The sequence below is a fragment of the Streptomyces sp. NPDC002671 genome, from assembly GCF_053592475.1.
In genome coordinates, this window is record NZ_JBSFVU010000024.1 from 40,062 (window position 1) to 55,066 (window position 15,005).

A 15,005-nucleotide genomic window follows, 5' to 3' on the forward strand; every position below is an offset into this window, starting at 1 on the left:
AGCTCAGCCGACGCGCTTTCCAAGTACGAGAATTCGGGTGCGCATGGAACCGACCCTCCCCCCGGCACGCACCAAGTGTCAAGTAGGCGGGACGGGAGTCTCAGAATGTGAACGAAGGGCACTTCCGCCTCCGAAGACAGCGGGTACACCCCCTGTGTACACCCCTGAGCCCTTCCCGGCGAGCGCCGGTTCGGCGGAGGCGTGCGGCACCGGGTAGTGGCCGGAGGCGAGCGCCCGGCGCAGCCGGTACTCGTCCAGCGCGCCCGCGAAGGCCATGCCCTGCCCGTGCGTGCAGCCCAGCGCGCGCAGCGCGACCACCTGCTCGGGCAGGTCCACACCCTCGGCCACGGACTGCAGGCCCAGATCGCCGGCGATGCGCAGCAGCCCACCGGTGATCTTGTGCAGCCGCGCGGACTCCACCACGCCCTCGACCAGGCTGCGGTCGAGCTTCAGGATGTCCGCGGGCAGCCTCCTGAGGGCCGTGATCGCCGCAAAGCCGCTGCCGAAGCCGTCCAGCGCGATCCGCACCCCGAGCCGGCTGAGCACGGTCAGGCGCCGCTCCAGCTCGTCCAGCGAGACCCGGGGGTCGGTGTCGGACAGTTCGAGGACCAGCGCCCCGGGCGGCAGCCCGTGCCGGGTCAGCAGCGCCTCCACGGAGCCGAGCGGGTGCGAGCGGTCCAGCAGCCGCCGGGCGCTGATCCGGACGGCCACCGGTACGGCGTTCCCGGTCGCGGCCCGTTCCGCGGCCTGTTCCACCGCCTCCTGGAGGATCCAGTGGTCCAGCTCGGCGGTCTTGTCGCCGCCCTCGGTCACCCGCAGGAACTCGGCCGGCGTGAAGAGCACCCCCTGGGAGGAGCGCCAGCGCGCCTGCGCGGCGACCGACGAGATCCGGCCGTTCTCCAGGCACACCACCGGCTGGTGCAGCAGGGCGAACTCACCGTCGTGCAGGGCGGCACGCAGGCGCGTGGCCAGTTCCGCCTTGCGTACGACGTCCTGCTGCATCTGCGGCTTGTACAGCTCGACCCGGCCCTTTCCGGCCGATTTCGCGCGGTACATCGCGAGGTCGGCATTGCGCAGCAACTCGCCCGCGCCGAGGCCGGGTTCGGCGAAGGCGACGCCGATGGAGGCGTTGACCCGGACGTCGTTGCCGTCGATCGGGTAGGGCTGGGAGAGGGTCACTCTGAGGCGGTCGGCAAGCTCCAGAATGTTCCGCTCCCGGGCGGCACGGTCACGGGTGCCGTCCCCGACGATCAGGGCCGCGAACTCGTCGCCGCCCAGCCGGGAGGCGGTGTCCCCGTGCCTGACCGCGTCCTGGAGTCTGCGGGCGGCCTGGACGAGCAGCTCGTCCCCGGCCTGGTGCCCGATGGTGTCGTTGACGGCCTTGAAGCCGTCCAGGTCGATGAAAAGCACGGCCGTGCCTCGCAGGGCGGCGCCCCGGTCGGTGGCCCGGCGGCCGGACAGGGCCTGCTGCACGCGCTGGGTGAACAGCGCGCGGTTGGGCAGGTCGGTGAGCGGGTCGTGCTCGGCGTTGTGCTGCAACTGGGCCTGCAGGCGCACGCGTTCGGTGACGTCCCGGCTGTTGAAGATGAGGCCGCCGTGGTGCCGGTTGACGGTGGACTCGACGTTGAGCCAGCCGCCGCCGCCGGAGCGGAACCGGCACTCGATGCGGGTGGTGGCTTCCTGCAACGGGCTGGCGGCGAGGAAGCGGCGCACCTCGTGCACCACGCAGCCCAGGTCCTCCGGGTGGATGAGATTGGCGAGTTCGGTGCCCACCAGGTCCTCGGCGGGCCGGCCGTAGACCCCGGCGGCGGCCGGGGAGACGTACCGCAGGACGCCGTTGGGCGCGGCGATCATGATGACGTCGCTGGAGCCCTGCACCAGGGAGCGGAAGTGGTTCTCCTTCTGCGCCAGCTCCTGGGTGAGGGTGATGTTGTCCAGCAGCATGATGCCCTGGCGCATGACGAGGGCGAGCACGACGGCCCCGGCGGTGATCAGCACCACGTGGTCGGGCCTGCGGTCGTTGAGGACGTTGTACAGGATGCCCAGCGTGCAGACGGCAGCGGCCAGGTACGGGGTGAGCGCGGCCAGGGAGCCGGTGATCGGCCGGCCGGCCGGGTACCGGCTGTGGTCACCGCCCGGTGCGGGCACCGGCACGTGGTGGTGGCCGGTGCCACGCTGTCCGGGCACGTGCTCGTGGACGACGCGCGTGTGCCCGTCCGGTACGTGCGCCTCCTGCGCGCCCTGCTGCCGGGGCGCGGCCCAGGGGGCGTAGGCGAGCAGCAGCGAACCGGCGAACCAGCCCGCGTCCAGAAGCTGTCCGGAGCGGTAACTGCTGTGCAGCAGCGGCGAGGTGAACAGGGCGTCGCACATCACGGTCAGCGCGAGCGCGCCGATCGCGGTGTTCACCGCCGTGCGGTTGCCCGGGGCGCGGCGGAAGTGCAGCGCGAGCACCATGCTGACGAGCGCGATGTCGAGCAGCGGGTACGCCAGCGACAGCGCGGTGTGCGCGACGCTCGGCCCGTCGAAGCGGGCGGCCTGGGCGAGCGCGAGGCTCCAGGACAGGGTGAGCAGCGAGCCGCCGATCAGCCAGGCGTCCAGCGCCAGGCAGATCCAGCCCGCCTTGGTCACCGGCCGTTTGGCGAGGACCAGCAGGCCCACGATGGCCGGCGGCGCGAAGCACAGGAAGAACAGGTCGGCGTAGCTGGGGCTGGGCACGGGGCGGTCCAGGACGACCTCGTACCACCCCCACACCGCGTTGCCCAGGGACGCCATGGCCGAGGAGAGGGCGAACAGCAGCCAGGCCGGCCGGAAGCGGACCCGCTGGCTGCGCGCGTAGAGGAAGCACGAGACGGCGGCGGTGCCGGCCGCGGCGCTCAGCCCGAAGTCGCCCATGATCTTGGCGACTTCGCCCGCCCCCCAGTCGAACGCGGCACCGACGGCGTAGGCCGCGCAGACCAGGGCGAGGGAGAGTTGCTGGACCAGGCGCGAGTCGCCGCCGGCCGGCGGACGGGGCGGCAGGGGCCCCGGCGGGTGCGGTGCCCGCCACCGTCCGTCGAGGGCGGTCGTCAGCGAGGGCGGCGCGCTCACCGGGGCCTCCCGGTCCGCGCTCCCCGGTCCCGCGGGTCCCGGTGCGCTGGGTGCGCCTGCCTCCTGCGTCCGCTGTGTCTGCGCGGATGGTGGCTGTGATGGCTCGTGTGGTGGCCGCGTCTGCGCGCCGCCGTGCGCCAGGGTCGCCGTCGGCGGCTCCGCCGCGTCGGATCGTTCGTCCATAGGCCGTGCATCGCCCGTCGCCCCCCTCACAAATCTGAAATGTCCATCCCCGGCGCCGAACGGTCCGCGGCGCAGCCCCTGTCGGGACGATACACCAGTATCGTCACTCAGGGACATAGCTTCTCTACGCTCCGTGACGACCAGCGAGGATGCCACCACAGCCCGCATCCGGAGGACTGCGGAGGGTGCCGAAAGGCGGTTACGCCCCCGTTGTGAGGATCACGTTCCGCAGGGGCTCGTGGTTCACGAACCGGGTCAACTGGTCGGTGAGCAGCCGCTTCGCGCGGGGCAGGAAGGCCGAGCTGGGCCCGCCCACATGCGGGCTGATGAGCACGCCGGGCGCGTGCCACAAGGGGTGTCCCGGCGGCAGCGGCTCGGGGTCGGTGACGTCGAGGGCCGCGTGGATCCGGCCGCTCTCCAGCTCCGCCAGCAGCGCCTTGGTGTCCACGACCGGCCCGCGGGCGACGTTGACCAGCAGCGCCCCGTCCTTCATCCGCGCCAGGAAACCGGCGTTGACCAGGCCTCGGGTCTGTTCCGTCAAGGGCGTGGAGAGGATCACGACATCGGCGCCCGGAAGCAGAGCGGGCAATTCGGTGAGCGGATGCACGGGACCGCGCGCTGTGGCACGCCCGGAGCGCGCGACGCGCGCCACCCGCGCAAGCTCGAAGGGTGCGAGCCGGTCCTCGATGGCGGCGCCGATGGAACCGTAGCCGACGATGAGGACGCTCTTGTCGGCGAGCGCCGGCCGGAACCCGCCGAGCCACTCCCCCCGGTCCTGGGCCCGCACGAAGTCCGGGACGCCGCGCAGCGACGCGAGGGTCAGGGTCAGCGCCAGCTCGGCGGTGCTCGCCTCGTGCACCCCGCGCGCGTTGCACAGCCGCACTCCGTCGCGCAGGTACGGCAGACCGGGCTCCACGTGGTCGATGCCGGCCGTCAGCGTCTGTACGACCTGGACGGACCCCATCCCGGGCAGCGGACGCACGCTGACATCGACCGGCTTCATGTAGGGCACGACGTAGAAGGCGCAGTCGCCCGGGTCGCCGGGGAACTCCTCGCCCCCGTCCCAGAACAGGTAGCGGGGCCCCTCGGGAAGCCCGTCGATCTCCTCGGGCGGAATCGGAAGCCAGACGTCTGCAGTCATGACAGGAGGCTAGGACCTGTCCGGCGGATCAGGTCGCAGGGGGCCGACGGCGCCTGATGAGCGCAGATGTGCGTGCCAGACCCCGCGCCTGCGACAGGATCCGCCGGACAGGCCCTCAGTCAGGGCCGTGAACAGGCAGAGGTTAGGTTGGGGGGCCAGGGAGAGGGAGGTTCACGAGCACGTGGAGCGCAGGACGATCGGCGCGGGGGGACTCGCGATGGGGGCCGTCGGACTCGGGTGCATGCCGATGAGCTGGGCGTACAGTGCCTCGCGGCAGCGGGGCGACGTGTCGCTGCGCGCCGTGCACCGGGCGCTGGACCTCGGCTCGGCCCTCCTGGACACGGCCGACATGTACGGACCGTTCACCAATGAGCTGCTGCTGGGGCGGGTACTCAAGGAGCGGCGCGCGGACGCCTTCGTGTCCACCAAGGTGGGGCTGCTGGTGGGCGAGCAGCACATCGTGGCCAACGGCCGCCCCGGGTATGTGCGGCGGGCCTGCGACGCCTCGCTGCGGCGCCTCCAGACGGACGTCATCGACCTCTACCAGCTGCACCGCGCCGACCCCGAGGTGCCGGTCGAGGAGACCTGGGGCGCGATGGCGGACCTGGTGCGGGCCGGGAAGGTCCGGGCGCTCGGCCTGTGCGCGGTGGGCGCGCGCGGCGGGCGCCGCTCACGGCCGTACGACGCCGCGCTGGGCCAGCTCCAGCGGGTGCAGCAGGTGTTCCCGGTGAGCGCGGTGCAGGCCGAGCTGTCGGTGTGGTCGCCGGAGGCGCTTCAGACGCTGCTGCCGTGGTGTGCGGCGCGGGGCGTGGGCTTCCTCGCGGCGATGCCGCTGGCCAGCGGCTTCCTGACCGGCACGCTCACCCCGGGCGAGGGCTTCGAACCGGACGACGTACGCGCCCGCCACCCGCGCTTCACCGCCGAGATGATGGCCGCCAACCAGCCGATCGTCGCGGGCCTGCGCCGCATCGCCCGCCGGCACGGCGAGCACGTCACCCCGGCCCAGGTGGCCCTGGCGTGGGTGCTGGCCCAGGGCCGCAACGTGATCGCGGTGCCCGGCACCAAGCACGAGCGCTGGGCCGAGGAGAACGCGGCGGCGGCCGGGCTGCGGCTGACCCCGGAGGACCTGGCGGAGGTGTCCCGGCTGCCGGCGGCCCAGGGGTCCTGGGACTGACCCGTTCCGGTGGACCGGCCGTTCCGTTGGACCGGCAGTTCCGGTCCTCGAACGGCGCGGAGTATGAGTGACTGGGAACAGCCGCCGGAACTCCCGCCGGAACTCCGCCCCGAAGGGACCCTGATCGTGCAACGTCGAGCTGTGACGGCCGTGTCGGCCGTGGCCGCCCTGCTGCTGGCGGCCGGCTGCTCCGCCGACGGCGGAGGCCCGCCGGGCCTCGGGGGGACGCCCCCGGGCGGTACGGCCGCTACGGCACCGGGCGCCTCCGCCTCCGCGCGGGCGAGCGAACCGGTCCCGCCGGCCAAGGGGTCGGTGAAGGTGCTGCGCACGGTGGCCGAGGGCCTGAAGACCCCGTGGGGGCTGGCCGCGCTGCCGGGCGGCGGGCTGCTGGTCTCCTCCCGGGACGAGGGGACGATCACCCGGATCGACGAGAAGACCGGCCGTACGACGGAGTTGGGCACGGTCTCCGGGGTCTCCCCGGCCGGCGAGGGCGGCCTGCTGGGCATCGCCCTCTCCCCCGCCTACGCCTCGGACCACATGATCTACGCCTACTTCACCTCGGCCTCGGACAACCGCATCGTCCGCATGCTGTACGACGAGCGCAAGCCGGCCGGTGAGCAACTGGGCGCCCCCGACACGGTGCTCAGGGGCATCCCGAAGGGATACATCCACAACGGCGGCCGGATCGCCTTCGGCCCCGACCGGATGCTCTACGTGGGCACCGGCGAGACCGGCGACAAGGGCCTGGCGCAGGACCAGAAGTCGCTCGGCGGCAAGATCCTGCGGCTGCCCCCGGACGGCGAACCGGCCCCGGGCAACCCGTTCCCGGGCTCACCCGTGTACTCCTACGGCCACCGCAACGTCCAGGGCCTGGCCTGGGACGACCGACAGCGGCTGTTCGCCTCGGAGTTCGGCCAGGACACCTGGGACGAGCTGAACGCGATCAAGCCCGGCGGCAACTACGGCTGGCCGGACGCCGAGGGCAGGTCCTCCGACCCCCGCTTCCAGAACCCGCTCGCCCAGTGGCACACCGACGACGCCTCCCCCAGCGGGATCGCCTACGTCGACGGCGTGATCTGGATGGCGGCCCTCAGGGGCGAACGCCTGTGGCGCATCCCCCTGAAGGAAACCGAGGCAGCCGCCGCCCCGCAGGCCTTCCTCACCGGCGAGTACGGCCGCCTGCGCACGGTGTTCCCCGCCGGCGGCCACAGGGTGTGGCTGCTCACGAGCAACACGGACGGCCGCGGCAGACCGAAGCAGAGCGACGACCGCCTCCTGGAGGCGGAGGTGAGCTGAGCGGCGGGGCCGGGCCGGCGCCCGGCTGCCGGCACCCTGCTGTCAGCCCGCGGCTGCCCGGTCCTCCAGCTCCGCCGGAAACAGCCCCAGCCGGTGGGCCACCGCCGCCGCCTCGCCTCTGCCCGAGACGCCCAGCTTGGCAAGGATGTTGGAGACGTGGACGCTCGCCGTCTTCGGGGAGATGAAGAGTTCTTCGGCTATCTGGCGGTTGGTGCGGCCGGCCGAGACCAGGCGCAGGACGTCCGCCTCGCGGCTGGTCAGGCCGAGCGCCTTCACGGGGTCGGCGGGGGCGAGTCCCGTTCGTGGCGCGGGGGCGAGGGTGAGGCGGGCGCGATGGGCGAGCCGGGTGACCGCGTCGGCGAGCGGGCGGGCGCCGAGGTGGCCGGCGACCGCTCCGGCCAGCCGGAGCAGTTCCACGGCGCGCTCGCGCTCGTCGTCGTCTCCCTGTGCCAGCAGGGCCTGGGCGAGGCGGTGCCGGACGCGGGCGAGGTCGTAGGGCCGGCTCAGGCACTCGAAGGCGGTGACCACCGCGGACCAGGTGTCCTCGGTGTCCCGGCCCTCGGCGCGCAGCAGTTCGGCGCGGGTCCACTGCTCGTACGCCTGCCACAGGGGCACACCAGTGGTCAGCTTGCGGACGGACTCGAAGAGGCGGTCGAGGAGTTCGGCGCGGCCGGGTTCGGCGGCGGGCAGGGTGCGGGCGTCGGCCTCGGCGGTGGCGGCGGCCAGCAGCAGCGGCCAGGCGTGGCGGTGGGTGCCGGGCGGGAAGCCGGCCTCCAGTGCCTGGAGCAGTTCGGCGCGGGCGTCGAGGATGCGGCCCTCCTCGGCGGCCACGCCGAGGGCGATACGGGCCACGGGCAGCCCTTGCTGGGGCATCGGGTCGTGGCTGCCGTAGAGGGCGCGGGTGGTGGCCAGCCGGCGGGCGGCCTCGGCGAGGTCGCCGCGGGCCAGGGCGAGGTGGGCCAGGTGCAGGGCGCCCAGAGCGCGGGGCTTGGTGCTGTGCCCGAGCCGGGTCGCGTGCGCGGCGGCCTCGGCGGCCTCCTCCCACTGGCCGAGGGAGTAGAGCGCCTCGGAGAGGTTGCCCCACGCCCAGGCCTCGAAGTCCGGCACCCCGTGTCTGCGGCTGAAGGCGATCCCTTCGCGCAGCAGGGGCTCGGCCTCCCCGTGGCGGCCGACGCCCTGCAGCGAGGAGGGCAGGTTCACATAGGCGCGGCTGGCGACATGGGGCACGCCTTCCGCCAGGCAGTGCTCCAGGACCTGCCGCATCTCCGCGAGTCCGGCGTCGGTGTCGCCGGACTCGACCTGGAGGCCGCCCCGGGTGAGGCGCGCGTGCAGTTCGATGTCGCGGGCGCTGACCATCCGGGCGTACTCGACGGCCCGTTCGGCGGCGGCGAAGGCCTCCGGGCCGGGCCGGTGCAGCATGGACCAGTTGGCGACCACCGCCAGCACCTCGGCGTGCACCTCGGACGGCGGCAGGCCGCGCACCAGGTCCTGCGCGGTGGCCAGTTCCTGCCAGCCGTCGCCGCGCGCCTGGGCCTGGACCAGCCGGGAGCGCTGCACCCAGAACCAGGCGGCGCGCAGGGCGTCCGGCTCGTCGTCCAGCAGGCGCAGCGCCCGCTTGGTGATCTTCAGGGCGCGTTCGCGCTCCCCGCACAGACGGCCCGCGACGGCCGCCTCGGCCATGAGGTCGAGGTAGGTCAGCGGGGTGGTGGCGGGGTCGCAGCCGCAGGGGGGACAGACCTCGGTGTAACCGAGCATGCGCAGGGCGGCGCGGGTCTCTTCGGGTGCCGCGTCCCACAGCTCCATCGCCCGCTCCAGCAGCCGCAGTTGCTCGGCGTAGGCGTGCCGGCGGCGGGCCACGACGGAGGCGTCCAGGACGGCGGGCAGGGCCTTGGCGGCGTCGTGTGCGTGGTACCAGTACGCGGCCAGGCGCATCACGCGCGCGTCGGCGGGGACGAGCGCCGGGTCGGTCTCCAGGGCCTCGGCATAGCGGCGGTTGAGGCGGGAGCGCTCGCCGGGCAGCAGGTCGTCGGCGACGGCCTCGCGGACCAGGGAGTGCCGGAAGCGGTAGCCGTCGCAAGTCGGGGTCGCGGTGAGGATGTTGGCGCCCACGGCGGCGCGCAGCGCCTCGATGAGGTCGTCCTCGGTGAGTTGGGCGACGGCTGCGATCAGCCGGTACTCCACGGTGGAGCCGCCCTCGGCGACGACCCTGGCGACCCGCTGGGCGCTCTCCGGCAGCGCCTCGACCCGGACCAGGAGCAGGTCGCGCAGCGAGTCGGTGAGGCCCGTGCGGCAGCCCTCGCTGGAGGCGACGGCGAGTTCCTCGACGAAGAAGGCGTTGCCGTCGGAGCGTTCGAAGATCTCGTCGACCTGGGCGGGGTCGGGTTCGGTGGCGAGGATGCCGGCGATCTGGCGGCCGACCTCCTCGCGGGTGAAGCGGGCGAGTTCGAGGCGGCGGACGGTGCGCAGCCGGTCGAGTTCGGCGAGCAGAGGGCGCAGCGGGTGGCGGCGGTGGATGTCGTCGGAGCGGTAGGTGGCGAGGACGAGGAGCCGGCCGGTGCGCAGGGTGCGGAAGAGGTAGGCGAGGAGGTGGCGGGTGGAGGCGTCGGCCCAGTGCAGGTCCTCCAGGACCAGCACGACCGTGCGGTCGGCGGCGACCCGCTCCAGCAGCCGGGCGGTCAGCTCGAAGAGGCGGGCCATGCCCTGCTCGTCGTGGCGGCTGGAGGTGGCCTCGCCCAGCTCGGGCAGGAGCCGGGCCAGTTCCTCCTCCTGTCCGGTCGCGGCTGCGCTGAACTCCTCGGGCAGGGCGTCGCGCAGGGCGCGCAGCGCGGTGGAGAAGGGGGCGAACGGCAGCCCGTCGGCGCCGATCTCCACGCAGCCGCCCACGGCCACGACGGCGTCCCGGCCGGCCGCCGCCGCGGCGAACTCCTCCACGAGGCGGGTCTTGCCCACCCCGGCCTCGCCGCCGAGCAGCAGCGCCTGCGGCTCTCCCCCCGTGCCGAAAGCCTGGGAGGTACCCCCAGCGGCGGCACGGGCGAGCGCGTCGTTCAAGGTGCTCAACTCGTCGGTGCGGCCGACGAACACGGGACTGACGGACCTGTTCTCCACGGGCCCGAGCATCGCATGAGGTCCCGGTACCGGGGCAGGGGTTTTCCACAGGTCCGGTGCGTTCGTCGTACCGGTGGGCGGAAGGGCCGCCGGCCCGGCGTTCACGCGGTGCGCGCGAACCGGGACCGGCGGGGGCTGCCGATATGCGACTCGGGGGCCAGGGCCCTGCGGGCCGCGTTCCCGTGACGGCCGTGGCGCCGGGCGCGGACGGCCTCGCGGGCCAGGCGCTCCTGCTCGGCCTCGCGGAGCAGCTCGGCGGAACGCATCCGGTGGTACTCGATCTCGATCATGACGTGTCCTTCTGGAGAGGAGAGGTGTGGTGCTTCGCTTTCTGCGATGCCTCCACTCTCGTCTCCCAGGGGGGTGCGCCACATCGGGAGAGTTCCGCATCTTCCGCCGGGCCGCGGGCCCCGGGAACGCATAAGGGGCCTTAGGGAGACCGTAAGGTGCTCACGGTTCCCTAAGGCCCCCATTGACCTGCGGGGATGTGTCAGGCCGGCCGTGCCGCTCGCCACTCGGGGGCGAGGAGCGACCACACCTCGGTGGTCTGCCGGACGCCCTTGTGCAGGTGGTTCTCGCGGAGTACGCCGTCCCGGCTCATCCCCAGCCGCCGGGCGACGTTGATGCTCGGCGTGTTGCCGGCTGCCGCGTGCCACTCCACCCGGTGGATGCCCCGCTCCTCGATCGCCCAGTCGATGAGCAGCCGCATCGCGCGGGTGATCAGCCCGCGTCCGGTGGCGGCGGGCTCCAGCCAGCAGCCGACCTCGCAGTTGCCCTGCGCGGCGTCGAAGTTCAGCGTGAGCACCCCGCCGACGAGCGTCCCGTCGAGCCAGATGCCGTGGTAGGAGGCGGTGTCGGCGGCGCGCATGTCGGCGTAGCGCTGGAGCGTATCGCGCGCGGAGGCCACGTCGGTCGCCTGGGAGCCGAACGGGATGAACTGCCCGATGAATTCCCTGCCCCGGTCCAGGTGCGCGAGGAACTCCTCTGCGTGCCAGACCTCCAGGGGCCGCAGTTCGGCGCCGTCACCCAGGGATATCGCGTACATCGTGCTGTTCTTCCTTCCGCAGTTCCTCGACCGAGACCCTCTCGAGCCTCTCATGGGCGGCGCGGCACTCGGGCGGCTCGATGCTGATGCGCGGCAGGCGGCGCTCCAGCCAGGCCGGCAGCCACCAGTTGGCGGCGCCCAGCAGATGCATCAGCGCGGGCACGAGCAGGGTGCGCAGCACGAAGGCGTCGAGGGCGACGGCGGCGGCGAGCGCGATGCCGAACATGGCGATCACGCGGTCGCCGCTGAGCACGAAGGCGAGGAAGACCGAGATCATGATGACCGCGGCGGAGTTGATCACGCGGCTGGTCTCGGCGAGGCCGACCCGGACGGCCCGCCGGTTGTCGCCGGTCTCCAGCCACTCCTCGTACATCCGGCTGACCAGGAAGACCTGGTAGTCCATGGAGAGTCCGAAGAGGACGGAGACCATGATCACCGGCAGGAAGGGCTCGATGGGGCCCGCGCGGCCGAGGCCGAGCAGTTCGCTGCCCCAGCCCCACTGGAAGACGGCGACGACGATGCCGAACGCGGCGGCGACGGCGGCGACGTTCATCGCGGCGGCCTTCAGCGGGATGCCGAACGAGCGGAAGGCGGCCAGCAGCAGGAGGCAGCCGAGCCCGATGACCACGCCGACGAACAGCGGCAGTTTGCCGACGATCACATCCGCGAAGTCGTCGTAGCTCGCCGTCACCCCGCCCACGTGCACGTCGAGGGAGGTGCCCTTCTCCGCGCGGGGCAGCACCTCGGTGCGCAGCCGGTCCACGAGGTCGCTGGTGCGCTGCGACTGCGGCGCGGAGTCGGGTACGACGGTGAGGTAGGCGGTGTCGCCGCCGGTGGCGTAGGTCACCGGGGTGGCGGAGGCGACGCCCTCGGTCGCGCGCAGGGTGTCGTCGAGGTTGTCCAGGGCGAGCTTGTCGTCGGCGCCGTCCACGCGCGTCACCAGCGTCAGCGGGCCGTTGACGCCGGGCCCGAAGCCCTCGGCGAGCAGGTCGTAGGCCTGCCGGGTGGTGGACGAGCGCGGGTCGTTGCCCTGGTCGGAGGTGCCCAGGCGGAGGGAGAACGTGGGCAGCGCGAGCACGGCGATCACGGCGATCGCGAGGACGCCGAGCAGCTTGGGCCGGCGTTCCACGAACGCGGACCAGCGGGCGGCGAGCCCGGTCGGCAGCTCCGGCCGTGGCCCGTGCTCGGCGAGCCGGCGCCGCTCGCGGCGGCTGAGGGCGCGCGGTCCGAGGTACGACAGCAGGGCGGGCAGCAGGGTGACGGAGGCCGCGACGGTCAGCACGACCGTCAACGAGGCGGCCACGGCGACCCCGTTGAGGAAGCCCAGGCGCAGGATCAGCATGCCCAGCAGGGCGATGCACACGGTCGCACCCGCGAAGACGACCGCGCGTCCGGTGGTGGCCACGGCGTTCTCGGCGGCCTCGGTGACACCCAGGCCGCGTTTGAGACCGCGCCGGTGTCTGGTCACTATGAACAGCGCGTAGTCGATGCCGACGCCGAGACCGATCAGCATGCCGAGCATGGGCGCGAAGTCCGCGACGGTCATGGCGTGTCCGAGCAGCCCGATCCCGGCGTACGCGGTGCCGACGCCGACCAGGGCGGTGGCGATGGGCAGCAGCGAGGCGGCGAGCGAGCCGAAGGCGAGGAACAGCACGACGGCGGCGACGATGACGCCGACCACCTCGGCCAGATGCCCGCGCGGGGACTCGGTCAGTCCTATGGCGCTGCCGCCCAGCTCCACTTGGAGGCCGTCGGCCTCGGCGGCCTCGGCGGTGCGCACGACGGCCTGCGCCTCGGCCTTGCGGATGTCCTCGGCCGGCTTTTCGAAGGTGACGGTGGCGTAGGCCGTACGGCCGTCGGCGCTGATCCGGTGGGCGCCCTGGCCGCCGTACGGGCCGGACACCGAGGCCACTTCGGGCAGGGCGGCGATCCGGTCCAGGGTGCGGGTCATGGTCTGCTCGACGTCGGCCGCGCGGACGGTGCCGCCCGTGGTGTGCCAGACGACGGTGTCGCTGTCCCCGCCGAGGCCCGGGAAGCCCTCCTGGAGCAGCTGGGCCGCGCGGCCCGACTCGGTGCCGGGGGCCTCGTAGTCGTTCGAGTACGCCGAACCGGCCACGGCGGCGCCCGCGGTGACCCCGCCGAAGGCGAGGAGCCACAGCAGGACGACGGCCAGGCGGTGCCGGACACACCAACGCGCGAGGGCTGCCACGGACGTGCTCCCAGAAGATGATTTGTGGATCTTTGGCCGGGAACCATCGTCCATGAACTGAACAGCCCGCAAAGAACGTATGAGCAAACGAAGACACTCTTGCAGGCGAAAATGATCGTTTGCCGTCTTCGTGGGCTTATTCACACAAGCTGGAGTGACCTCACAGGACGGGAAACAGGACGGGAAACGGGTACGGCCCCGGAGGGGGGTCCCTCCGGGGCCGTACCGAGCGCGGGTGGCGCGCGGGAGGTCAGCCCTCGCTGACGCCCAGCTTCTCCAGGATCAGCTCCTTGACGCGGGCCGCGTCGGCCTGGCCGCGGGTGGCCTTCATGACCGCGCCGACCAGGGCACCGGCCGCGGCCACCTTGCCGCCGCGGATCTTGTCCGCGACGCCCGGGTTGCCGGCGATGGCCTCCTCGACGGCGGCGGTCAGCGCGCCCTCGTCGGAGACGACCTTCAGGCCGCGCTTCTCGACGACCTCGTCCGGGGTGCCCTCGCCCGCGAGGACGCCCTCGATGACCTGGCGGGCCAGCTTGTCGTTCAGGTCACCGGAGGTCACCAGCTCGGTGACGCGCGCGACCTGCTCGGGCGTGATCGCCAGCTCGTCCAGCGCCTTGCCCGACTCGTTGGCACTGCGCGCCAGCTCGCCCATCCACCACTTGCGGGCGGAGGCGGCGTCGGCACCGGCGTCGATCGTGGCGACGATCGGGTCAAGCGCACCGGCGTTGAGGATCGCCTGCATGTCGGTGGCGGAGATGCCCCACTCGGCCAGCAGCCGGGTGCGACGCACCAGCGGCAGCTCGGGCAGAGCCGCGCGGATCTCCTCGACCCACGCGCGCGCGGGCGCCACGGGGACCAGGTCGGGCTCCGGGAAGTACCGGTAGTCCTCGGCCTCCTCCTTCACGCGGCCCGAGGTCGTGGACCCGGTGTCCTCGTGGAAGTGGCGGGTCTCCTGGATGATCTTGCCGCCCTCATTGAGGACGGCCGCGTGCCGCATGATCTCGAAGCGGACCGAGCGCTCCACGGACCGCAGCGAGTTGACGTTCTTCGTCTCGGAGCGCGTGCCGAACTTCTCGCTGCCCTTGGGCATCAGCGAGAGGTTCACGTCGCAGCGCATCTGGCCCATCTCCATACGGGCCTCGGAGACGCGCAGCGCCCGGATCAGCTCGCGCAGCTCGCGGACGTACGCCTTCGCCACCTCGGGGGCGCGGTCGCCGGCGCCGACGATCGGCTTGGTGACGATCTCGATGAGCGGGATGCCCGCGCGGTTGTAGTCGAGGAGCGAGTGCTGCGCGCCGTGGATACGGCCCGTGGCGCCGCCGACGTGCGTCGACTTGCCGGTGTCCTCCTCCATGTGGGCGCGCTCGATCTCCACGCGGAAGACCTCGCCGTCCTCCAGCTGCACGTCGAGGTAGCCGTTGAAGGCGATCGGCTCGTCGTACTGGGAGGTCTGGAAGTTCTTCGGCATGTCCGGATAGAAGTAGTTCTTCCGGGCGAAGCGGCACCACTCGGCGATCTCGCAGTTGAGCGCGAGACCGATCTTGATGGCGGACTCCACGCCGGTCGCGTTGACGACCGGGAGCGCGCCGGGCAGGCCGAGGCAGGTCGGGCAGGTCTGCGAGTTGGGCTCGGCGCCCAGCTCGGTCGAACAGCCGCAGAACATCTTGGTCTTGGTGCCGAGTTCGACATGGACCTCAAGGCCCATGACGGGGTCGTACGACGCCAGCGCGTCCTCGTACGACACCAGGTCGGTCGTGGTGGTCAC

9 protein-coding genes are annotated in these 15,005 nt (G+C 72.8%); 2 read left to right on the top strand and 7 right to left on the bottom strand.

Annotated features, from left to right (window positions below; all coding sequences use genetic code 11):
* Positions 1-78: 78 nt before the first annotated feature.
* A complete protein-coding gene (locus ACWD35_RS31420; protein ID WP_451354725.1) occupies positions 79-3,087 on the bottom strand; it encodes a putative bifunctional diguanylate cyclase/phosphodiesterase in 3,009 nt (1,002 codons plus the stop codon).
* A gap of 382 nt (positions 3,088-3,469) precedes the next feature.
* Complete coding sequence (locus ACWD35_RS31425) at positions 3,470-4,411, bottom strand: 2-hydroxyacid dehydrogenase (protein WP_451354726.1); 942 nt, start codon at positions 4,409-4,411, stop codon at positions 3,470-3,472.
* A 181-nt stretch (positions 4,412-4,592) separates the two neighbouring features.
* Between ACWD35_RS31425 and ACWD35_RS31430 the strand changes: the two genes are divergently transcribed.
* A complete protein-coding gene (locus ACWD35_RS31430) occupies positions 4,593-5,585 on the top strand; it encodes an aldo/keto reductase (RefSeq protein WP_451354727.1) in 993 nt (330 codons plus the stop codon).
* Between the two features lie 141 nt (positions 5,586-5,726).
* Positions 5,727-6,881, top strand: a complete 1,155-nt coding sequence (locus tag ACWD35_RS31435) for a PQQ-dependent sugar dehydrogenase (protein WP_451354815.1) — start codon at positions 5,727-5,729, stop codon at positions 6,879-6,881.
* 42 nt (positions 6,882-6,923) lie between these two features.
* Here the strand turns inward: ACWD35_RS31435 and ACWD35_RS31440 are convergent, their stop codons facing one another.
* From ACWD35_RS31440 to gatB, 5 genes are all read right to left on the bottom strand, one after another.
* Positions 6,924-9,998, bottom strand: a complete 3,075-nt coding sequence (locus ACWD35_RS31440; protein ID WP_451354728.1) for a helix-turn-helix transcriptional regulator — start codon at positions 9,996-9,998, stop codon at positions 6,924-6,926.
* An 89-nt stretch (positions 9,999-10,087) separates the two neighbouring features.
* On the bottom strand, positions 10,088-10,276 hold the full coding sequence (locus tag ACWD35_RS31445; protein WP_451354729.1) for a hypothetical protein: 189 nt from the start codon (positions 10,274-10,276) through the stop codon (positions 10,088-10,090).
* A 200-nt stretch (positions 10,277-10,476) separates the two neighbouring features.
* Positions 10,477-11,031 (bottom strand): GNAT family N-acetyltransferase, encoded by a 555-nt coding sequence (locus tag ACWD35_RS31450; protein WP_451354730.1) that lies wholly within the window; start codon positions 11,029-11,031, stop codon positions 10,477-10,479.
* Positions 11,009-13,240: an MMPL family transporter gene (locus ACWD35_RS31455; protein ID WP_451354731.1), complete on the bottom strand. Its 2,232-nt coding sequence runs from the start codon at positions 13,238-13,240 to the stop codon at positions 11,009-11,011. The genes ACWD35_RS31450 and ACWD35_RS31455 overlap by 23 nt, the downstream gene beginning before the upstream one ends.
* A gap of 250 nt (positions 13,241-13,490) precedes the next feature.
* Entirely contained in the window at positions 13,491-15,005 is a 1,515-nt protein-coding gene (gatB, locus tag ACWD35_RS31460) for an Asp-tRNA(Asn)/Glu-tRNA(Gln) amidotransferase subunit GatB (protein ID WP_451354732.1), read from the bottom strand.